Annotated in this window: 18 protein-coding genes, 1 tRNA gene and 1 pseudogene; 15 read left to right on the top strand and 5 right to left on the bottom strand. The window is 70.4% G+C overall.

The features are described from left to right. The first annotated feature begins 146 nt into the window (after positions 1-146). The 8 genes from IEY95_RS11560 to IEY95_RS11525 all read left to right on the top strand — a co-directional run bounded on the left by IEY95_RS11560 (position 147) and on the right by IEY95_RS11525 (position 8049). Positions 147-1340: a Gfo/Idh/MocA family protein gene (locus IEY95_RS11560; protein WP_189186018.1), complete on the top strand. Its 1194-nt coding sequence runs from the start codon at positions 147-149 to the stop codon at positions 1338-1340. Between the two features lie 193 nt (positions 1341-1533). Then, positions 1534-2562 carry an L-threonine 3-dehydrogenase gene (gene tdh, locus IEY95_RS11555; RefSeq protein WP_189185849.1) on the top strand — a complete coding sequence of 343 codons (1029 nt, stop codon included), beginning with the start codon at positions 1534-1536 and terminating at the stop codon, positions 2560-2562. 91 nt (positions 2563-2653) lie between these two features. Then, positions 2654-3847, top strand: coding sequence for a glycine C-acetyltransferase (locus tag IEY95_RS11550; RefSeq protein WP_189186017.1), 1194 nt, complete (start codon positions 2654-2656; stop codon positions 3845-3847). A gap of 84 nt (positions 3848-3931) precedes the next feature. After that, entirely contained in the window at positions 3932-4837 is a 906-nt protein-coding gene (locus IEY95_RS11545) for a LysR family transcriptional regulator (RefSeq protein ID WP_189185848.1), read from the top strand. A gap of 52 nt (positions 4838-4889) precedes the next feature. Beyond that, positions 4890-5462: a helix-turn-helix domain-containing protein gene (locus tag IEY95_RS11540; protein ID WP_189185847.1), complete on the top strand. Its 573-nt coding sequence runs from the start codon at positions 4890-4892 to the stop codon at positions 5460-5462. Then, entirely contained in the window at positions 5411-6001 is a 591-nt protein-coding gene (locus IEY95_RS11535) for a GNAT family N-acetyltransferase (RefSeq protein WP_189185846.1), read from the top strand. Before IEY95_RS11540 ends, IEY95_RS11535 begins: the two co-directional genes overlap by 52 nt. Before the next feature lie 102 nt (positions 6002-6103). After that, positions 6104-6463 carry an MmcQ/YjbR family DNA-binding protein gene (locus IEY95_RS11530; RefSeq protein ID WP_189185845.1) on the top strand — a complete coding sequence of 120 codons (360 nt, stop codon included), beginning with the start codon at positions 6104-6106 and terminating at the stop codon, positions 6461-6463. Positions 6464-6738: 275 nt separating this feature from the next. Next, on the top strand, positions 6739-8049 hold the full coding sequence (locus IEY95_RS11525) for an MFS transporter (protein ID WP_189186016.1): 1311 nt from the start codon (positions 6739-6741) through the stop codon (positions 8047-8049). Between the two features lie 41 nt (positions 8050-8090). Here IEY95_RS11525 and IEY95_RS11520 read toward each other — a convergent pair whose 3' ends face one another. Together IEY95_RS11520 and IEY95_RS11515 are read right to left on the bottom strand one after the other, a co-directional pair. After that, positions 8091-9002 (bottom strand): transketolase family protein, encoded by a 912-nt coding sequence (locus tag IEY95_RS11520; RefSeq protein WP_189185844.1) that lies wholly within the window; start codon positions 9000-9002, stop codon positions 8091-8093. Positions 9003-9126: 124 nt separating this feature from the next. Next, positions 9127-9828 carry a thiamine pyrophosphate-binding protein gene (locus IEY95_RS11515; RefSeq protein WP_189185843.1) on the bottom strand — a complete coding sequence of 234 codons (702 nt, stop codon included), beginning with the start codon at positions 9826-9828 and terminating at the stop codon, positions 9127-9129. Positions 9829-9978: 150 nt separating this feature from the next. On the opposite strand from IEY95_RS11515, the gene IEY95_RS11510 reads away from it, so the two are divergent. Next, positions 9979-10052, top strand: a tRNA-Pro gene (locus IEY95_RS11510). A 276-nt stretch (positions 10053-10328) separates the two neighbouring features. Further along, positions 10329-10937, top strand: a pseudogene (locus IEY95_RS11505) (zinc-binding dehydrogenase); the annotation flags it as partial. Between the two features lie 22 nt (positions 10938-10959). Here IEY95_RS11505 and IEY95_RS11500 read toward each other — a convergent pair. The 3 genes from IEY95_RS11500 to IEY95_RS11490 all read right to left on the bottom strand — a co-directional run bounded on the left by IEY95_RS11500 (position 10960) and on the right by IEY95_RS11490 (position 12835). Beyond that, positions 10960-11190, bottom strand: coding sequence for a helix-turn-helix domain-containing protein (locus IEY95_RS11500; RefSeq protein WP_189185842.1), 231 nt, complete (start codon positions 11188-11190; stop codon positions 10960-10962). A gap of 416 nt (positions 11191-11606) precedes the next feature. Then, positions 11607-11945, bottom strand: a complete 339-nt coding sequence (locus IEY95_RS11495; RefSeq protein WP_373294461.1) for a hypothetical protein — start codon at positions 11943-11945, stop codon at positions 11607-11609. 422 nt (positions 11946-12367) lie between these two features. Next, a complete protein-coding gene (locus tag IEY95_RS11490; RefSeq protein ID WP_189185840.1) occupies positions 12368-12835 on the bottom strand; it encodes a winged helix-turn-helix transcriptional regulator in 468 nt (155 codons plus the stop codon). Positions 12836-12933: 98 nt separating this feature from the next. Between IEY95_RS11490 and IEY95_RS11485 the strand changes: the two genes are divergently transcribed. From IEY95_RS11485 to IEY95_RS11465, 5 genes are all read left to right on the top strand, one after another. Next, entirely contained in the window at positions 12934-13428 is a 495-nt protein-coding gene (locus tag IEY95_RS11485; protein WP_189185839.1) for a PaaI family thioesterase, read from the top strand. A 40-nt stretch (positions 13429-13468) separates the two neighbouring features. Then, complete coding sequence (locus IEY95_RS11480) at positions 13469-14281, top strand: enoyl-CoA hydratase-related protein (protein WP_189185838.1); 813 nt, start codon at positions 13469-13471, stop codon at positions 14279-14281. Positions 14282-14495: 214 nt separating this feature from the next. Further along, entirely contained in the window at positions 14496-15278 is a 783-nt protein-coding gene (locus tag IEY95_RS11475; protein ID WP_189185837.1) for a cyclase family protein, read from the top strand. Beyond that, positions 15278-16924 (top strand): thiamine pyrophosphate-binding protein, encoded by a 1647-nt coding sequence (locus IEY95_RS11470; protein WP_189185836.1) that lies wholly within the window; start codon positions 15278-15280, stop codon positions 16922-16924. Before IEY95_RS11475 ends, IEY95_RS11470 begins: the two co-directional genes overlap by 1 nt. A gap of 457 nt (positions 16925-17381) precedes the next feature. Beyond that, positions 17382-19196 (top strand): ABC transporter ATP-binding protein, encoded by a 1815-nt coding sequence (locus IEY95_RS11465; RefSeq protein ID WP_189185835.1) that lies wholly within the window; start codon positions 17382-17384, stop codon positions 19194-19196. Positions 19197-19230 lie beyond the last annotated feature (34 nt).

The raw sequence follows: 19230 nt of genomic DNA, 5'->3' as shown, positions 1-19230 counted from the left end.
AGTGAAGACACCGCATGGAGACACCCATGCAGTTCGCCCGTATGGAGACACCCATGGAGTGGCGAGCCCGCATGGACACACCCACGGAGTGGCGAGCCCGCATGGACACACCCACGGAGTGGAGACACCGCATGGAACGGCACACCATGACCGACCTCCGTCTCGGCGCCCTCGGCTTCGGACTGCGCGGCTCCCTCGCGCGCGTCGCCCACCGTCCCGGCCGGGGCGCCCGGGTGACCGTCGTCGCCGAGCACGACCCGGTGCTGCGCGACCGCGCGGCCGATCGCATACCCGGGGTCCGGACCGTCGACGACCACCACAAGGTCATCGACGCCCCGGACGTCGATGCCGTGCTCGTCCTCACCCCGGACCACACCCACGCCGACATGGCGTGCGAGGCGCTGCGCGCGGGTAAACCCGTCTTCGTCGAGAAGCCCCTCGACATCACCATCGAGCGCTGCGACCGGATCCTGCGCACCGCCTTCGAGACGGGCACCCGGCTGTACGTGGGCCACAACATGCGCCACATGCCGGTGATCCGGCTGATGCGCGACATCATCCAGCGCGGCGACATAGGTACGGTCAAAACAGTGTGGGTGCGCCATTTCGTCGGCTACGGCGGGGACTGGTACTTCAAGGACTGGCATGCCGAACGCCGGTACACCACCAGCCTGTTGCTGCAGAAGGGTGCCCACGACATCGACGTCCTGCACTGGTTGGCCGGTGGCTACACCCAGCGGGTGCAGGCGCTCGGGGACCTCATGGTGTACGGGGACATCCCGCACCGGAGGGCACCGGGAGAGCCCAAGACGGACGACTGGTACACGAAGGACGGCCACTGGCCCCCGCACACCCAGCGGGCGCTGAACCCGGTCATCGACGTCGAGGACGTGTCGCTGGTCAACATGCGCCTGGACAACGGTGTGCTGGCGGCCTACCAGCAGTGTCACTTCGCCCCCGACTACTGGCGCAACTACACCGTCATCGGTGACGCCGGCCGCTTGGAGAACGTCGGGGACGGACCCGGGGGAGTGGTGAAGGTCTGGAACAGCCGCCGCTCGGGGCAGCGGAACCGGGCCGACGCCGAGTACCCGGTGCCGGAGGTCGACGAGGACGCCGAGCACGGCGGCGCCGACCCGCTGCTGATCGACGAGTTCCTGCGGTTCGTACGGGAGGGCGGGCCCACCGACACCTCCCCGGTCGCCGCACGTATGGCGGTGGCCGCCGGGTTCCGGGCCACCGAGTCGCTGCGGGACGGTGGCAGCCCGCGCGACGTGCCGCCGCTGGACCCGGAACTGGTGGCCTACTTCGAGCGGGGGCAGGTCCGCGGCGAGGCGTGAAGGAAGCTGCGGTCGCGCGTCGGGAAACAGGCGTTCAAACTGGCGTGAAGGAAAGCTGCGGCCGCGCTTAAGAAAACCTCGATGGACCGGGAGCACCGCCGTACGGCAGATTCCTACGGGAATTCACCCCTCTCCCCGGTAAGGGCTCCTTCGGCGTGCCCTGCCCCGGGACCTCACCCACAGGAGCCGTCGCGTGAAGGCGCTGGTCAAGGAGAAGGCGGAGCCCGGGCTCTGGCTCACGGACGTTCCGGAGCCGCAGGCCGGCCCCGGCGACGTACTGATCAAGGTCCTCAGGACCGGGATCTGCGGCACCGACCTGCACATCCGCAACTGGGACGGCTGGGCACAGCAGGCCATCAGTACGCCGCTGGTGCTCGGGCACGAGTTCGTCGGCGAGGTCGTCGAGACCGGCCGCGACGTCGCCGACATCAAGGTCGGCGACCGCGTCAGCGGGGAGGGCCACCTGGTCTGCGGCAAGTGCCGCAACTGTCTGGCCGGACGCCGCCATCTCTGCCGTGCCACGGTCGGGCTGGGCGTGGGCCGCGACGGCGCGTTCGCCGAGTACGTGGTCCTTCCCGCCACCAATGTGTGGGTGCACCGGGTCCCCGTCGACCTCGATGTCGCCGCGATCTTCGACCCCTTCGGCAACGCCGTGCACACGGCGCTGTCCTTCCCGCTGGTCGGCGAGGACGTACTCATCACCGGAGCGGGACCGATCGGCCTGATGGCCGCGGCCGTGGCCCGCCACGCGGGCGCCCGCAACGTCGTCGTCACCGACGTCAGCGAGGAGCGCCTGGAGCTGGCCCGCAAGATCGGCGTGAGTCTCGCCCTCAATGTCGCGGGCGCGACGATCGCCGACGGTCAGCGCGAGCTGGGTCTGCGCGAAGGCTTCGACATTGGCCTGGAGATGTCTGGCCGCCCGGAGGCGATGCGCGACATGATCGCCAACATGACGCACGGCGGCCGGATCGCGATGCTCGGCCTGCCGTCCCAGGAGTTCCCGGTCGACTGGTCCAGGATCGTCACCTCCATGATCACGATCAAGGGCATCTACGGCCGTGAGATGTTCGAGACCTGGTACGCCATGTCGGTTCTCCTCGAAGGCGGTCTCGACCTCGCCCCTGTCATCACCGGCCGGTACGGCTTCCGCGACTACGAGGCGGCCTTCGACGACGCGGCCGCCGGCCGCGGCGGCAAGGTCATCCTCGACTGGACCGCCTGAGACACCCCGGACCGTCCGGGACGCCCTGGACCGTCCGGGCCCCTGGACTGCCTGAGCCCCCGGACCGCTTGAGAATTCTAAGGAACTGATGATGTTCGATTCCGTACGCGACGATCTGCGTACCACCCTCGACGAGATCCGCGCCGCCGGACTGCACAAGCCCGAGCGCGTCATCGGCACCCCGCAGTCCGCGACCGTGAACGTCACCGCGGGCGGCCGTCCCGGCGAGGTCCTCAACTTCTGTGCCAACAACTACCTCGGCCTCGCCGACCACCCCGAGGTCGTGACCGCCGCCCACGCGGCACTCGACCGCTGGGGCTACGGCATGGCCTCCGTGCGCTTCATCTGCGGTACGCAGGAGGTGCACAAGGAGCTGGAGGCGCGCCTGTCCGCGTTCCTCGGCCAGGAGGACACGATCCTCTACTCCTCCTGCTTCGACGCCAACGGCGGTGTCTTCGAGACCCTCCTCGGCGCCGAGGACGCGGTCATTTCCGACGCCCTCAACCACGCCTCGATCATCGACGGCATCCGGCTGTCCAAGGCCGGCCGCTTCCGGTACGCCAACCGCGACATGGCCGACCTGGAGGCCCAGCTCAAGGAGGCGTCCGGCGCCCGGCGCCGTCTGATCGTCACCGACGGCGTGTTCTCGATGGACGGCTATGTCGCGCCGCTGAAGGAGATCTGCGACCTCGCCGACCGCTACGACGCGATGGTCATGGTCGACGACTCGCACGCCGTCGGTTTCGTCGGCCCCGGCGGCCGCGGCACCCCCGAGCTGCACGGCGTCATGGACCGCGTCGACATCATCACCGGCACCCTCGGCAAGGCGCTCGGCGGCGCGTCCGGCGGTTACGTCGCCGCCCGCGCCGAGATCGTCGCCCTGCTCCGTCAGCGCTCGCGCCCGTATCTCTTCTCGAACACGCTCGCCCCGGTGATCGCGGCAGCCTCCCTGAAGGTCCTCGACCTGCTGGAGTCGGCCGACGACCTGCGCGTGCGGCTCGCCGAGAACACGGCGCTGTTCCGCTCCCGGATGACCGCGGAGGGCTTCGACGTCCTTCCCGGCGATCACGCGATCGCCCCCGTCATGATCGGCGACGCGTCTGTCGCCGGGCGCATGGCGGAGCTGCTCCTGGAGCGCGGCGTGTACGTGATCGGCTTCTCGTACCCCGTTGTTCCGCAGGGGCAGGCCCGTATTCGGGTCCAGCTGTCGGCGGGGCACTCCACGGAGGACGTGAATCGGGCGGTGGACGCGTTCGTGGCCGCCCGCGCGGAACTCGAGGGCTGAGGGGAGCGGGCGGAACGCCAGGGTCGAGGGAGCGCGCGGAACGCGAGGGCTTCACGACGCGTGTGACCTGAGAGAATCGGTCACATGATCGAAGCGCGGCGGCTCCACATCCTCCGTGCGGTGGCCGACCACCGCACGGTCACCGCGGCTGCCGCCGCGCTCTATCTCACCCCGTCGGCCGTATCCCAGCAGCTCGCCGCTCTGGAGCAGGAGACGGGACACCGGCTCGTCGAGCGCAGTGCCAAGGGCGTCCGGCTGACGCCCGCCGGCGAGATCCTGCTCGGCCACACCAACGCCGTCCTCGCCCAACTGGAGCGTGCCGAGGCCGAGTTGGCCGCGTACGGCTCGGGCTCCGCGGGCACGGTCACCGTCGCCTCGTTCGCGACCGGCATCGGCCTGGTCGTGGCCCCCGCGCTGGCCCGACTCGCCTCCACGGCGCCCGGCATCCATGTCCGCGTCCAGGACGCCGAGGGTGACGCCAGCCTGCCGATGGTGCTCGACCGGCAGGTCGACATCGCCGTCGCCGTCGAATACCGGGGCGCCCCCGACGCGGACGACCCGCGCCTCACCCACGTGTCCCTGTACGCCGAGCCCTTCGACGCGGTCGTCCCGGTCACCCACCGCCTGGCGGACGCCGACGAAGTCCCGCTCGCCGAACTCGCCAAGGACCCGTGGATCGGCCCGTACCCGGGCAACCCCTGCCATGACGTGGTCGTCCTGGCCTGCGAGAACGCCGGATTCCAGCCCCGCCTAGAACACTCCTCGGACGACTTCCGTGCCGTCGTCGCCCTCGCCTCGGCCGACGCGGGCGTGGCCCTCGTGCCCCGCTCGGCGCTGCGCGGAATGGATCTCACCGGGGTTCTCGTACGCCCGGTCGACGGCGTCGCGCCCACCCGCAGGGTCTTCGCGGCCGTACGCCGCGGCGCGGAGGGGCATCCACTGATCCGGCCGGTGCTGGAGGCGTTGGCGGAGGCCGCGACCGTGGACTGAGAGGTTCACGCCCCCTGTCACCTCATCTCGTATCCGGGATAGCATCTCAAATATGGGAAGCGATGTGGCGGATGCCGTCGACGTCCGGCTCGGTGCCCGGCTGGCAGAGCTGCGGGCCGAACGCGGCTGGTCCCTGGGAGAGCTGGCGGAGCGCAGTGGGGTCAGCCGCTCGACCCTGTCCCGCGCCGAGCGCGCGGAGATCAGCCCCACCGCCTCGCTACTGAACCGCCTGTGCGGGGTGTACGGGCGGACCATGTCGCAACTGCTCAGCGAGGTCGAGGAGGAGCCCGCGCTGTTGGTGCGGGTGGCCGACCAGGCGATCTGGGAGGACAAGGCCTCCGGTTTCGTACGGCGGTCGGTGTCGCCGCCGCATCCGGGGATGCGCGGCGAGCTCGTCGAGGGGCGGCTCGCGGCCGGCGCCGACATCGCGTACGACCGCCCTCCTGTGCCCGGCCTGGAACAGCACATCTGGGTCCTCGCCGGGACGCTGGCCGTCACGGCGCAGGACGTCGAGCACCGCCTCGACGTCGGCGACTGCCTCCGGCTGCGGGTGTGGGGCCCGACGCGTTTCCGATGTCCTGGCCCCGAGGATGTGCGGTACGCGCTGGCGGTGGTGCGGTCGTGACGACCCTCTCCCGGCTGGATGCACTCCAACTCCGCGCGTCGGTAGGCGAGTTGGCGGATCTGCTCATCGATACCGTGCACAGTGGTGCATCGATCGGCTTCCTCGCACCGCTCGACCGCAGGGCGGCCATCGCCTGGTGGGAGGGGCGCACGGCCGCGGTGTCGGCCGGCCGTCTCGCCGTATGGGTGGCCCGTGGCGAAGGCCGGCTGCTCGGCACCGTCGGTCTCGTGTTCCCGGACAAGCCCAACAGCCGCCACCGCGCCGAACTCGTGAAGCTGATGGTGCACCGGGACGGCCGCGGACAAGGTCTCGGCCGTGCGCTCCTGAAGACCGCCGAGGCCGAGGCGGTGGCGGCGGGAGTGACCCTCCTGCACCTGGACACCGAGACCGACAGCCCCGCCGAGTCCCTCTATCGCTCCGCCGGGTGGACCCGGCTCGGGGCGATACCGGACTATGCGGCGAGCCCGTCGGGCGAGCTGCACCCGACGACGATCTTCTACAAACGGGTGGGGGCGGAAGCGGCCCCTCTCGGTGCGTGACGGGCGGCGTCCGTACGGGCTCGCGGCCGGGCGCCATGGCCTGCGCCTTTTGATCCGGTCCTCGATGAGTCGATGTCAGTGCCATTGGCTACCGTGCGTCTCATGCCGGATGCCGAAGACGTACGCCGTATCGCCCTCTCTCTGCCGGACACGACGGAGAAGATCGCCTGGAGCATGCCCACGTTCCGGGTCGCGGGAAAGATGTTCGCCACGCTGCCCGAGGAGGAGACCTCCATCGCCGTGCGCTGCCCGAAAGAGGAGCGCGACGAACTCGTCCTCGCCGAGCCGGGGAAGTTCTGGATCGCCGACCACGAGGCGAGCTTCGCCTGGGTCCGGGTGCGTCTCACGGCCCTTGAGGACGACGGTGAACTCCGCGACATCCTCGCCGACTCCTGGCGCCAGGCGGCCCCGCCCCGACTGCTCGACTCCTACCCGGAGTTGGGTCTCCCGTCCGCCGACTGAAATCCTTGTGGCGTTGTCAGTGCCCCGTGGCATGATCCGGCGACAGGAGTGAAGAGCGGGACGCTCAACTCCTCGGGGGAGTTCTGGGGCATCGGCAGGGCGGGGCAGGGGAGGGGCGCGACCGGATGGTCGGGACGTCATCGGGTGAGAAGCCGCCGTGTGCGTCGGGGACACCGCAGGGAGCCTCCGGGACTCCGCGCGGAGCTTCTGAGCGGCGACTCGCAGCTTCCGAGGAGCCCTACGAAGCCTTTGTGGCGCTGCCCGAAGCCTCGGACATGCCGGTGGAAAGGGCCGGCGGTCATGACATCGTTGCCGAGGACGGGCCCCGGCGAGCCCTCTGGTCACGGGACTTCGCGCTGTTCTTCGTCGCGCGGGCCCTGGCCCGGCTCGGAGACACCATCCTGCCGGTGGCGCTCGCCGCCGGACTGCTGCAGTACGGGTACGGGGTGGGCGCGGTCGGCCTGGCGATGGCCGCGTCGGCCGCCTCCTTCGCGGGGCTGGTGATCTTCGGCGGGGTCATCGCCGACCGCTTCAGCACGCGCAAGCTGATGATCGGCGCCGACCTGGTGCGGCTGGTCACCCAGTCCCTCTGCGCCGTGCTCTTCTTCACCGACCATGTGGTCCTCTGGCAGATCTGCGCGATCGGCGCCGTCAACGGCGTGGCGGGTGCCGTCTTCCAGCCCGGCGTGGCCAGTACGGTGCCTCGCCTGGCCGCCGACGTACAGGGAGCCAACGGAGCCATACGGATCGCCGAGTCCGCCGCCCAGCTCGCGGGCCCCGCGCTGGCAGGCCTGCTGGTCGCGTTCTCCTCGGCCGGAGGGGTCTTCGCGGCCCACGCGGCGACCTACGCGCTCAGCGCGCTGTGCCTGCTGTCGCTCCGGCTGCCCTCGGCCGCACCCGGAACCCACTCGCGCGGCGGCAGCTTCAAGGCCGATCTCGCCGAGGGTTGGCGGGAGTTCAGGTCCCGCACCTGGTTGTGGGGCGTCATCGTCATCTGGTGCGTGTACATGATCTCCATCTGGGGCCCGACCGTCCCCCTGGTGGCGACGGAGGTGATTCAGCAGCACGGCCCGCGCGCCTACGGCCTGGTCAACTCCGCCCTCGGCGCCGGCACCGTCATCGGCGGACTGATCGCGCTGCGGCTCCGCCCCCGCCGCATGCTGCGCGCCGGCTCGTTCGCCCTCTTCGCCTTCGCCTGCTTCCCGGCGTCGGTCGGGGCCGGCCTCGGCGTGGCGGCCATGTCGGCCGGAGCGGTGATAGCGGGCGCGGGCATGTCCCTATGGGGCGTGATGTGGGCGACCAGTGTGCAGACGCAGGTCGCGCCCGACGTCCTCAACCGCATCCACGCGTACGACGTCGCCGGCTCTCTGGCCATGATGCCCGTCGGTCAGGCGCTGGCCGGCCCGGCCGCCTCGGCCCTCGGCGCGGACCATGTTCTCCTCGTCGCGGGTGTCATGACCCTCGTCGTCTCGACGTCCCTGCTCCTGGTGCCCGCGATACGCAACCTTGTCCGCGTCGACGCCCCCGCGCCCCGGCCGCGTACGACTGGGGCGATACCCGAACCGGCGGGGCGGAAGAACCGCTGAGCCGATTCCGTGGGGACCCCGCGCTTCCAGGGCTCCGACGGTCACACCCGGACCCCTGCTCCCAGGAAGCCGTCGATCCGCTCCCGCAGCGACCGCGCGTCGAGGCCGTGCGCGGCCACGTGCTCGTCGATGTTTCCGTAGCGACGCAGCTCACGGCGGCCCACGCCGAGACCGAGGACGCGGTGGGGCATGTCGGCGAGCGCGTCGGTCGCGGCAGCGGCGGAGGTGCCGGCCAGGTACGGCTCGACGAGGACGACATCGGTGCCCGCCGTCTCCGTGGCCCGGCGCAGAGCCGCCGCGTCGAAGGGACGCACCGTGGTCGCGTACAGGACGGTCACGTCGAGCCCCTCCGTGGCGGCCAGTACGGCGTCGAGCATCGGCCCGACGGCGACGACCACTCCGGCGCGCCCTTCGCGGACGGTGAGGAAGCGTGCCCCGTCGACCGCGATTCCGTGCGCGTTGGACTGGACGGACAGCCGCACGTACACCTTGTCGTCACCGGCGGCGACGGCGTGGCGCAGCAGCGTCTCGGCCTCGTCCGGGTGGCCCGGGACGTGCACGGTCCAGTCGTCCAGCGTGTCGAGCAGGGCCACATCACCGGGAGCCATGTGCGTGAAGCCACCCTCGGGCCAGTCGAAGGACGCGGCGGCGCTGACGAGCACCGCGCCCGCGTTCTGGTGCCCGAGGTCCAGCTTGACCTGCTCGAAGGGCCGCTCGACGAGGAAGCTGGCGAAGGTGTGCACCACGGGTCGCAGCCCGGTCAACGCGAGGCCCGCGCCCGCGCCGATCAGGAGCTGTTCTCGAATGCCGACGTTGATCACCCGATCCGGATACTTGCGTCGGGCGTCCACGAAGCCGTCCTTGCCGATCTCGGCCAGGACGACTGCGACCCGCGGGTCCTCGTCGAGCAGTCGAGAGACAACAGGGGCGAATCGGTCACGCATGGTGTCCATGGGATGTCGTCCTTCCAGGGTGTACGGGGTGAGGGCCCTCGTGTCCGGCGAGGTGGGGTGATGCGCGGTGTCGCAGGGATGACGGGCGGCACCGGGGCAGAGGGAAGGCGGTGCGTGCGCGGCTTCAGGTGTACTTCGGCTCGACCCGGGCGACGACCACGCGGGGGCGGCCCGGGTGAGGGGCGGTGAACGCGGCGTGGAGGGCCTCGTGGTCACGGCCGTCCACGGTCGCGGCGGACCAGCCGGCCGCCTCGAATCGGGCGGCGATCCCGCCGGGCCGGGCATGGCTGGCGGAGGAGTTGTCGATCACGACGGTGTGCAGCCGTTCCAGACCCGCGGGCCCGGCGTACGCGATCGCCTCGTGGTTGCTGCCCTCGTCCAGCTCCGCGTCGCCGATCAGCACCCAGACGCGCGGCTCGTCGAGCCCCTGCGCCCGCAGCCCCAGCGCCGTGCCGACGGCGATCGGCAGTCCGTGCCCCAGCGACCCGCTGCCGATCTCGGCGCCCGGGACCAGCACCCGGTCCGGATGGTGCCCGAGCGGCGAGTCGTACGACCCGAAGCCGGGCAGCCACTCGACGGGGACGAAGCCCTTCGCCGCGAGCACGGCGTAGTACGCCATCGGCCCGTGCCCCTTCGACAGCAGGAACCGGTCCCGCTCCGGATCGCCCATCTCATCCGGCCCGACGCGCAGCACCCGGTCGTACAGCACCCACAGCGCGTCCAGGGTGGACGTCGCCGCCGGCCCGTGCTTCTCATCACCGGTCATCAGCCCCATCAGCCGGGGCAGGTCCGCGAACTCATAGCTCTGCTTCGCCGTGATCGTCATGCCGACGATCGTGCAACCTCAACCAAACTTCAGGTCAACCCCGCCCCGTGTCGCCCCTCGCCCCGCATAAACGAGTGCGCGACCACCGGCACGAGTGCGGTATTGTTTCCGTGCGCGTTCGGCCAGGGAAATCCCAGGTCAGGCGGGCACCGGGACGTGGCGCAGCTTGGTAGCGCACTTGACTGGGGGTCAAGGGGTCGCAGGTTCAAATCCTGTCGTCCCGACAGTGATGTCGGTTGAATCCGCAGCTCGGAGGCCATCGGAAACGATGGCCTCTTTGTGTTGCTCTGGGAGCGGTGGGAGGGAGTTGGCTCCCTCCCAGTCCCCACATCCGGTTGCTCTCACTCGGCGGGACGCGATCCGGGCACATGCTGCCTGCCGCGGTTGCGGCGGCACGCGCGGGATGGGCGAGCTACGGAACTTTGCTGCACCGTGCCGGGTATGGGGGCGGTTGCACATGCTGGTCTCGCTCATGCGGCGGAACCTGCTGCCCCGGGGGCGCCATGCTCGTACCCCTGCCCGTCGGCCTCGACCCGGTCGCCATGGCCTCGGCGAGCGACAACTGGTCCCTGTCCTGGCGCCTGGTCGCACCGCATCTGAAGGCCCGGCCGGGCGCGCGCGTCCTGGTCGTCGCGCGCGGCAGCATCGGCCTGTACGTCTGCGACATCGCCCGCGCGCTGGGAGCCTCCGACGTCCTGTACGTCGACCCCGACCCGGAGCATCGCAAGCTCGCCGAGAGCTACGGCGCCCGCACCGCTGAAGCGATCGAACCGAGCCGGCACGGCTTCGACATCGCGGTCGAGGCCACCGGCCGTGTCGACCAGCTCGCCCTGGCCGTCAGGTCCCTTGTGCCGGAGGGCGTGTGCGAGTCGGCGGGCAATCACTTCCGGCCCGGCGAACTCCCGCTGCTCGACATGTACCTCACCGGCGTCACCCTGCGCATCGCCCGCGACAACGTCCGCAGCCACATCCCCGACGCCCTCGACCTCGCCCGCTCCGGCACCGTCGACCCCGCGCGGGTCGTCTCCCACGTCCTCGACTGGGAGCAACTGCCCAACGCGCTCCCAGAGAAGCACCTCAAGCCCGTCTTCGTACGCGCCGAGGCGTGACCGCGACCGCCGTTCCCGGGCGTCAGCGGTCCGCTGACGAGTCCCCGTGGATCTCGTTGAGGCAGTTGTAGACGGTGTACTTCGTGACGCCGGGGGCCTGGGCCACCATCTCGACGGCGTCACGGAGCAGGAACAACCCACTGGCCTCCAGGTTCCGCACCACCTGGAGCTTGTGCGGCTTCTTCATCTGTTCGATGCGCAGGTCGGCCGCCGAGATCTCCCTCTTGATCATCAGCTCGGCCGGCTCGACCACGTCGCGCGGCCTGTCGTCCGGTACCGGCCTGGCGGGCCGCATCCCAGCGGAGACGTCCAGGTGAGGGACGCCGCCGCGAGATCCTCTACGGCGCCGTCACCGCCGCCCAGACGGTGCTCCCCGCGATGCTGGTGACCGGCGCCGGCACGCTGCTGTTCACCACCGGTGGCGGAGCGATCACCCCGTTCGGCGTCAAGGTCGGACACGGCGGACGAGATCGCTGGTCCCGAAGCTCGTCCGCGATGCCCGTCCGTGGATCAGAGGGCGTCGGCCGGCCGCCCTGGCCCAGAGAAGTGCCAGGGCGTGGAAGCAGCAGATCCCCGCCGCGCGCCCGTAGGCAGCGGTTATCCGAATTCGGGCGATTCCGTGGTCCGGGTACGGTCACTCGTCCGACCAAGACTGAGGCCTGAATGCGGTCATGCGCGACTGAGCCGCGCAGCGATCCCGTGACCGACCAGCAGGTAAATCAGAGCCGGCAGACCGTAATTGAGGAGAACGCGAAGGCCTTCGGTGTCCATGGTGAAAATATCCTGTGACCACCAGGCCAGCCAGTCGGCCGTTCCGTGCACGAACTCGACGAACACATTGCCTTGATTGGCTCCGAGCAGGTAGAGCAGTATCCACAGCCCGAGGAAAACGGCGGCGATGTCAGCGATCGTGTGGACAGCCAGGGCCGTCCGTCGGGCAGTGGACTGGCGCCGTTCGTAGCGGTGTGGGGCCCCCGGGGGCGGGTCGTAGGCGTGGGGTCCGGGCATCGGGTCGGTATTGCTCACTGGAATCCAATCTGACGCATCACTTGGCGGGCCGAGGTAGAGACGAACACGCTCTGGGCTGTCTCTCAGGAGAATCTCCTGCCGCGTCACGCACAGGTCGTGGCGCGGGCCCGTGTAGGTCTGCGTCAGGCAACTGCCATCGCGTTACAGGTCGATCGCGATATCCCAAATATGAGCACGTACGCTGCAACTTGCCTAAATGTGCGAGCAGGGTTTCTTTTGCCGGCGGATAACCGACCCCCTGTGTGTGTATTCCGTGTGCCCCTGATGGCGCGTCAAGGCAGAACACATCACGGCCCGTTCACCGTCCGGTGGACGGGCATGCAGCCCTCGACGCGACCGTCCTGCCGCAGCGCACCCAGCGTCGGAGTGGACCTCGGGCGCCTGCGGCCGCCGCCGCGGTGTCAGCTCCGGGGCCGGGCCGCGGGTCCCGGCAGGACGGTGACCTCGGTCGGGGAGAGCGCCGCGTGCTCGTCGGAGCACTCGACCACGACGCGCACCGGGGCGCCGCAGTCGCTGTGCTGGATGTCGAGCACCGGGCCCTCGGGATCCCCGACGTATGCCTCGCCCCATTGCCGGAGCGCCACGAGGACGGGCCACAGATCACGGCCCTTGCGGGTCAGGCGGTACTCGTGCCGGGTCCGGCTGCCCTGCTCCTGGTAGGGGACGGTCGTCAGGATCTGGGCCTCGACCAGCTTGCGGAGCCGGCCGGCGAGGACCGCCTCCGAGAGCCCTACATGGCGGCGGAAGTCGTCGAAGCGACGGACCCCGTTGAAGGCGTCACGCAGGATCAGCAGCGTCCATTTCTCGCCGATCAGGTCGAGGGTGCGCTGGACCGTGCAGTTCTCCGTGCTGATCTCCAGCCACTTCATGCCGTCATCGTAGGCAAGCCACCTGGCTTTGTCATTGACAGTCAGCATTCTCCCGGGCTAGCTTCGCTGAACAAAGCCAGAGGAGGTAGCACAGCCGCATGGAACGGTCTCGCACATACGACTGGGAAGACCCCACGATCTCGGCGGCCGCCGTCGGGCAGGGCTCGGGGCTGGAGTTCCTCCGGGAGATCCTCGCCGGACGTGTGCCCTCGCCGCCGGTCGGCGCGACACTGGGCTTCGCCCTCGAAGAGGTGGACCACGGACGCGCGGTGTTCTCCCTGGTGCCCGGTGAGGAGCACTACAACCCCATCGGCAGCGTGCACGGCGGGATCTACGCGACGATGCTCGACTCGGCGGCGGGCTGCGCGGTCCAGTCCACCCTGCCGCAGGGCATGGGCTACACGTCGCTCGACCTCACGGTGAAGTTCCTCCGCCCCATCACGGTCGACACGGGAAAGGTCCGCGCCGTCGGCAGCGTCCTCAGCAGCGGCCGACGTACCGCACTCGCCGAGGCCCAGCTGCTGGACGGATCGGACCGCCTTCTCGCGCACGCCACCAGTACGTGCATGGTGTTCCCGCTGCCGACCGCCTGACCCGCGCTTCCCGAGCGCACAGACCCGACACGGAGGCGACGTGACCCTCGACAGCACCTTTCGTCTCGACAGGCCGTCCGCCTCCGGCCCCGCCGGGAAGATCCGCGTCGACCGCGCGGGGGCGCTGGTCACCCTCACCATCGACAGGCCCGACAAGGGCAACGCCCTGACCCTGGCCATGTACCGGGCTCTGGCCGACGCCGTCGCCGAGGCGGATGCCGACCCGGGTGTACGAGTCATTGTGCTCACCGGTGCGGGCCAGGACTTCTGCTCCGGGAACGACCTCGACGACTTCCGCGCCCACGCCGGGACGGCCCTGGCCCTCAGCTCCCCCGTCCTCGAGTTCCAGAAGGCCATACGGCGCAGTCACACCATTCTGGTCGCGGCTGTGGACGGGTCCGCCGTCGGAAGCGGCGCCACCGCGCTGCTGCACTTCGACCTCGTCTACGCGACCCGTCGCAGCCATCTGCAGTACGCGTTCGTCGACCTGGGCGTCGTACCGGACGCCGCCGCCAGCCTCCTGCTCCCGCAGCGTCTCGGGCCCCAGCGTGCCGCCCAGCTCCTGCTCCTTGGCGCACGCCTCTCCGCCGCGCAGGCCGCACAACTCGGCCTGGTCACCGAGGTGTTCGAGAGCCGCGAGCACCTCGATACCCGCGTCGCCGAGCAGGTGGCGGCCCTGCTGGCCGCGCCCGAGGCGGCACTCAAAGCCACGCGCGCACTGCTGAGGCCCACCGGGGCCGACCCGCTGCTGCGTATGTCGGCCGAAACCGCGACCTCCGCCCGACTACTGGGCACGACGGACACGGCCGCGCGCATCGCCTCCCGCACAGGCGGCCCGTCGTCCGCTCCCTAGGGAGCGGGTCCTGGGCCGCAGGTGGTCGAGCGTCGACGCTCGGCTGAACGGATGGCGTGGAAGTCCTCCGTGGTGACGGATGGTGCGGCAGTCCTCCGTGGTGACCGTGTCGAACCCCGCGCGCGACTGGGCATGGGCTGACACTCTTGGGAGTCCAGCCGTCGTCAACGCGTCCTGCGTCGCCGACAGTTCAGCCGTGTCTCAGGAGGTCGTCATGCCCCAGCCCTCCATCCTCGCCGCCCTGGCGGCCGGTTTGCGCAGTGGTGCGATCGAAGTCGTCGACCTCACCTCCCCGTTGTCTTCGTCCACTCCGGTGATCCAACTGCCCGCCGAGTTCGGCCAGACGGCGGTGTTCGAGCTGGAGGAGATCAGCAGGTACGACGACCGGGGTCCGGCCTGGTACTGGAACAACTTCCGCAGCGGTGAGCACACCGGCACGCACTTCGACGCGCCGGTGCACTGGGTCACCGGGAAGGATCGTGGCGACGTCGCGTCGGTGCCGGCGCGTCGGCTGATCGCACCCGCGGGGGTCCTGGACTTCTCCGCCGCGGTCGCCAAGGACCCCGACTTCCTCGTCGAGGTGGACCACATCAAGGCCTGGGAGGCGGACAACGGACCCTTGCCCGATGGCGGTTGGATGTTGCTCCGCACCGGTTGGGACGCCCGCTCGCACTCTCAGGAGGCGTTCGTCAACGCGGACGAGAACGGCCCCCACACCCCCGGTCTGTCGCCGGAGTGTGCCCGGTGGGTGGCGGAGGAGTCGCCGGTGATCGGCCTCGGCGTCGAGACGGTGGGTACCGACGCCGGGCGTGCGCACTCCTTCGACCCGGCCTTCCCCTGCCACTCGTACCTCATGGGCAGTGACAAGTACGGGGTGACCCAATTGCAGAACCTGGCGGCGCTGCCCTCGACCGGTGCTGTCGTCATCGCGGGCCCCTTGCCCATTGTCACGGGCTCCGGAGCTCCCGCACGGGTGCTGGCTCTGGTGGAGCGCTGATGAAGGTCGCGGAAGCCGTGGGCCGGGCGGTGGCCGCGGCCGGGGTCGACCACGTGTTCGGCGTGGTCGGTTCGGGCAACTTCCATCTGACCAATGCCATGGTCGCGGCGGGCTGTCGGTTCGTCGCCGCTCGCCACGAGTGCGGCGCGGCGACCATGGCCGACGCCTACGCGCGCACGAGCGGCACGGTGGCCGCGCTGAGCGTGCACCAGGGCCCCGGCCTGACGAACGCCATGACCGGCATCGCCGAGGCGGCCAAGAGCCGTACACCACTACTCGTGCTGGCCGCCGAGGTGACCGAACCGAGGTCCAACTTCTACGTCGACCAGGAGGCGCTCGCGCAGGCGGTGGGCGCCGTCACGGCACGCGTGACGTCGGGGGAGGACGCGGTTGTGCAGGCCGCCGCCGCGGTGCGACGAGCCGTGCACGAGCGGCGCACCGTGGTGCTCAACCTTCCGCTGGCGGTGCAGGCCCTGGAAGCACCCGACAACGCGCCGGCCTCGATCGCCCCGCCGCCCGGACGGACCGCGGTCGAGCCGGCGGCGGCCGACGTGGCCGCGCTGGTGGAGGCGCTCGGACAGGCCCGGCAGCCCGTCTTCGTAGCCGGCCGGGGCTCCCGCGCGCCCGGCTGCCGGGACGCCCTCGCGGCGCTTGCCGAGCGCTATGGCGCACTGCTGGCGACCTCGGCCGTCGCCCGCGGACTGTTCCACGGCAACCCCTGGTCGCTCGACGTGTCCGGGGGATTCTCGTCGCCCGTGGCGGCCGAGCTGATCCGGGCGGCGGACCTGATCGTGGGGTGGGGCTGCGCGCTGAACATGTGGACGACGCGGCACGGTCGGCTGATCGGCCCGGACGCCACCGTCGTGCAGGTCGACGACGACGCGGCCGCACTCGGCGTGCATCGGAACGTGCAGCTCGGCATCGTCGGCGATGCGGAGCTCACGGCGCGGCGCGCGCTCGACCTCACGGTGGGCGGCGCCTCACGACAGGGCTACCGGACCGCCGACATCGAGGCGGCCATCGGCGCACGAATCCGGTGGCGGGACGTGCCGTACGACGACGAAGGCGGCCGCGAGCGGATCGACCCGCGGACCCTGAGCATCGCGCTCGACGACATCCTCCCCGCCGAGCGCGTGATCGGTGTGGACTCCGGCAACTTCATGGGCTACCCGAGCATGTTCCTGTCGGTGCCGGACCACAACGGCCTGTGCTTCACCCAGGCGTTCCAGTCGATCGGCCTGGGGCTCGCGACCGCGATCGGCGCCGCGCTGGCGCAGCCGGAACGGCTGCCCGTGGCCGCACTCGGCGACGGAGGCGCGCTGATGAGCGCCGTGGAACTCGACACCGTACGTCGGCTCGGGCTTCCGATGGTGGTCGTCGTGTACAACGACGACGCGTACGGAGCGGAGGTGCACCACTTCGGGCCGGACGAGCACCCGCTCGACACGGTCAGGTTCCCGCCGACGGACATCGCCGCCGTGGGGCGAGGGTACGGCTTCGAGGCGGTGACCGTGCGCACACCCGCGGACCTGAAGGCCGTCGAGGACTGGATCGACGGGCCACGATCCGTGCCTCTGCTCATCGACGCCAAGGTGGTCAGTGACCGTGGGGCCTGGTGGCTGGAGGAGGCGTTCCGCGGCCACTGACCTTCGCTGAGGCGGGGGCAGCCTCGACGGACGGCCGAGCGCCTGTCCGCGGTTCGGCCGTCTCGTCCTCGTGCTCGCCGGCCACGTCTCCGGTGCATGTGCCGTCGCCGCCGGAGACGTGAAGGACGGGGTCGAGAAGTATCCGGCGAAGTGGTGTCGACGGTCCGCGTGTGCCCTGTGCGGCCCGAGGCGGACATGTGTACGACCTGCCCTTGGCTGAGAAAAACGCTTGGACTCCGCGGGCGCCGTCGCGGGACACTACGACTTCTGACCTGCCCGTACTCGCTCGGTGGCGTCGCCGCGAGGCCCGCGGAGGCTCCCTCGTCGTGCCCCGCGCGTCGGAGAACGACCCGAGCAAGGGCGCTCACTCGAACCGAAGCTCCGCATGGTCATTGAGGCAACAGCGGCTCCCTGAAGAAGTACGTGGCGGGCTGCCGCACGACAACACGGGGTTGGGATGGAATCGCCTGAATCGCGCGAGGCCCGGCCGGGCAAGGGCTCGGTGCTCCTCGCGCTTCGTTATTACGGACGGGAGTTAGCCCGCCTCCGGCGGCTGACGGTGCCCGGGATGCTGCTGCCGGCGCTGGGCAACATGTGCATCAACTACGTCGCGCCGCTGGTCGTCGCGAAGCTCATCGGCCGCATCGCCGGCGACGCCGACATCGCCATCGGCTCGACACTGCCCTACGTCCTGGGCTTCGCCGGCGTCCTGCTGCTCGCGGAGACGCTATGGCGCCTCGGCCTGCACTGCATGAACCGACTTGATGCCCTCGGCATCGAGCACCTGTATGTCATCGGAATGGACGAGCTGTTCGCCAAGGACGCCGCGTTCTTCCACGACAACTTCGCCGGGTCGCTGACCAAGCGGGTCCTGAGCTTCGCCTCCCGCTTCGAGGAGTGCGTCGACACGCTGACGTTCTCGGTGGTGGGCAGCTTGGTGCCGCTGCTGTTCGGATCGGTGGTGCTGTGGCGCTACGAACCGCTGCTCGTGGTCGGGCTCCTGGCGATGATCGCCCTGACCGCGCTGTGCGTGACGCCCCTCATCCGTCGCCGTCAGGCACTCGTCGACCGACGCGAGGAGGCGATCGCCCGGGTGTCGGGCCACGTCGCCGACAGTCTGATGAACATGGACACGGTCCGGGCGTTCGCCGCCGAGGAACGTGAGGCCGCCGAGCACCGGTCCCGCGTCGCCGAGTCGAGGCGGCTCTCGCTGAGGTCGTGGGACTACGGCAACCTGCGCATCGACACGCTCGTCGCACCGATGTCCGTGCTGACCAACGCGCTGGGCCTGCTGCTCGCGGTCGCGCTCGGCGGGGGCACGCACGGAGTGGAGGCGGTCGTGGTCGCCTTCACGTACTACAGCAACGCGACGCGGATCATGTTCGAGTTCAACCAGATCTACCGCCGCTTGGAGAGCTCGATGACGGAGGCGGCGCAGTTCACCGAACTGCTGCTGAAGCCGCCGACCGTGGTCGACCCGGCCTCGCCGGAGCCACTGCTGCCGGGGGGCGCCGACGTCCGGTTCGAGCGGGTGAACTTCGCCCACGCGGGCGCGGAGCCGCTCTTCGAGGGACTCGACCTGACCGTGCCCAGCGGCGTGAAGATCGGTCTCGTCGGCCGGTCCGGCGGGGGCAAGACCACGCTCAGTCGGCTGCTGCTGCGGATGAACGACATCGACGCCGGACGGATCATGATCGGGGGTCAGGACATCAGCAGGTTGCGCCAGTCCGACCTGCGCAGCCTGATCGCGTACGTGCCGCAGGACCCGGCGATGTTCCACCGCACGCTGCGGGACAACATCGCGTTCGCCCGGCCGGATGCCACCGACGCCGACATCCGCCGCGCGGCCGAGGCGGCGCACGTCACGGAGTTCGCCGACGCGCTGCCGGACGGCTTCGACACCATGGTGGGCGAGCGCGGCGTCAAGCTGTCCGGCGGACAGCGCCAGCGGGTCGCCCTCGCCAGGGCGATCCTGCGCGACGCGCCGATCCTGCTGCTCGACGAGGCGACCAGCGCACTGGACTCCGAGAGCGAACTCCTCGTCCAGGAGGCGCTGTGGCGGCTCATGGAGGGGCGGACGGCGCTCGTGGTGGCGCACCGGCTGAGCACGGTCGCCACCATGGACCGACTCGTCGTCCTCGACCGTGGACGGATCATCGAGCAGGGCACGCACCAGGAACTGCTCGCCTCGGACGGCGCCTACGCGAAGCTGTGGCAGCACCAGTCGGGCGGCTTCCTCGACGACAGCCCCGCGCGGGCCGACCTGCACTGAACACCACGGTGCGGCGCCCCGGACAGTCGCGGTC

Origin of the sequence: Streptomyces albiflavescens, assembly GCF_014645835.1 — a bacterium.
Lineage (GTDB): Bacteria > Actinomycetota > Actinomycetes > Streptomycetales > Streptomycetaceae > Streptomyces > Streptomyces albiflavescens.
The sequence above is the reverse complement of the archived record's forward strand: the minus strand, read 5'-3'. Positions and strand labels throughout refer to the sequence as shown.

What these genes read in the sequence shown, in the direction of transcription:
- IEY95_RS11475 (WP_189185837.1), top strand. Translation starts at nt 14,496, where the DNA reads ATGCCCCAGCCCTCCATCCTCGCCGCCCTGGCGGCCGGTTTGCGCAGT.
- IEY95_RS11560 (WP_189186018.1), top strand. Translation starts at nt 147, where the DNA reads ATGACCGACCTCCGTCTCGGCGCCCTCGGCTTCGGACTGCGCGGCTCC.
- IEY95_RS11520 (WP_189185844.1), bottom strand. Translation starts at nt 9,002, where the DNA reads ATGGACACCATGCGTGACCGATTCGCCCCTGTTGTCTCTCGACTGCTC.
- IEY95_RS11490 (WP_189185840.1), bottom strand. Translation starts at nt 12,835, where the DNA reads ATGAAGTGGCTGGAGATCAGCACGGAGAACTGCACGGTCCAGCGCACC.
- IEY95_RS11530 (WP_189185845.1), top strand. Translation starts at nt 6,104, where the DNA reads ATGCCGGATGCCGAAGACGTACGCCGTATCGCCCTCTCTCTGCCGGAC.
- IEY95_RS11540 (WP_189185847.1), top strand. Translation starts at nt 4,890, where the DNA reads ATGGGAAGCGATGTGGCGGATGCCGTCGACGTCCGGCTCGGTGCCCGG.
- IEY95_RS11495 (WP_373294461.1), bottom strand. Translation starts at nt 11,945, where the DNA reads ATGCCCGGACCCCACGCCTACGACCCGCCCCCGGGGGCCCCACACCGC.
- IEY95_RS11525 (WP_189186016.1), top strand. Translation starts at nt 6,739, where the DNA reads ATGCCGGTGGAAAGGGCCGGCGGTCATGACATCGTTGCCGAGGACGGG.
- IEY95_RS11470 (WP_189185836.1), top strand. Translation starts at nt 15,278, where the DNA reads ATGAAGGTCGCGGAAGCCGTGGGCCGGGCGGTGGCCGCGGCCGGGGTC.
- IEY95_RS11550 (WP_189186017.1), top strand. Translation starts at nt 2,654, where the DNA reads ATGTTCGATTCCGTACGCGACGATCTGCGTACCACCCTCGACGAGATC.
- IEY95_RS11515 (WP_189185843.1), bottom strand. Translation starts at nt 9,828, where the DNA reads ATGACGATCACGGCGAAGCAGAGCTATGAGTTCGCGGACCTGCCCCGG.
- IEY95_RS11465 (WP_189185835.1), top strand. Translation starts at nt 17,382, where the DNA reads ATGGAATCGCCTGAATCGCGCGAGGCCCGGCCGGGCAAGGGCTCGGTG.
- IEY95_RS11535 (WP_189185846.1), top strand. Translation starts at nt 5,411, where the DNA reads ATGTCCTGGCCCCGAGGATGTGCGGTACGCGCTGGCGGTGGTGCGGTC.
- IEY95_RS11545 (WP_189185848.1), top strand. Translation starts at nt 3,932, where the DNA reads ATGATCGAAGCGCGGCGGCTCCACATCCTCCGTGCGGTGGCCGACCAC.
- IEY95_RS11485 (WP_189185839.1), top strand. Translation starts at nt 12,934, where the DNA reads ATGGAACGGTCTCGCACATACGACTGGGAAGACCCCACGATCTCGGCG.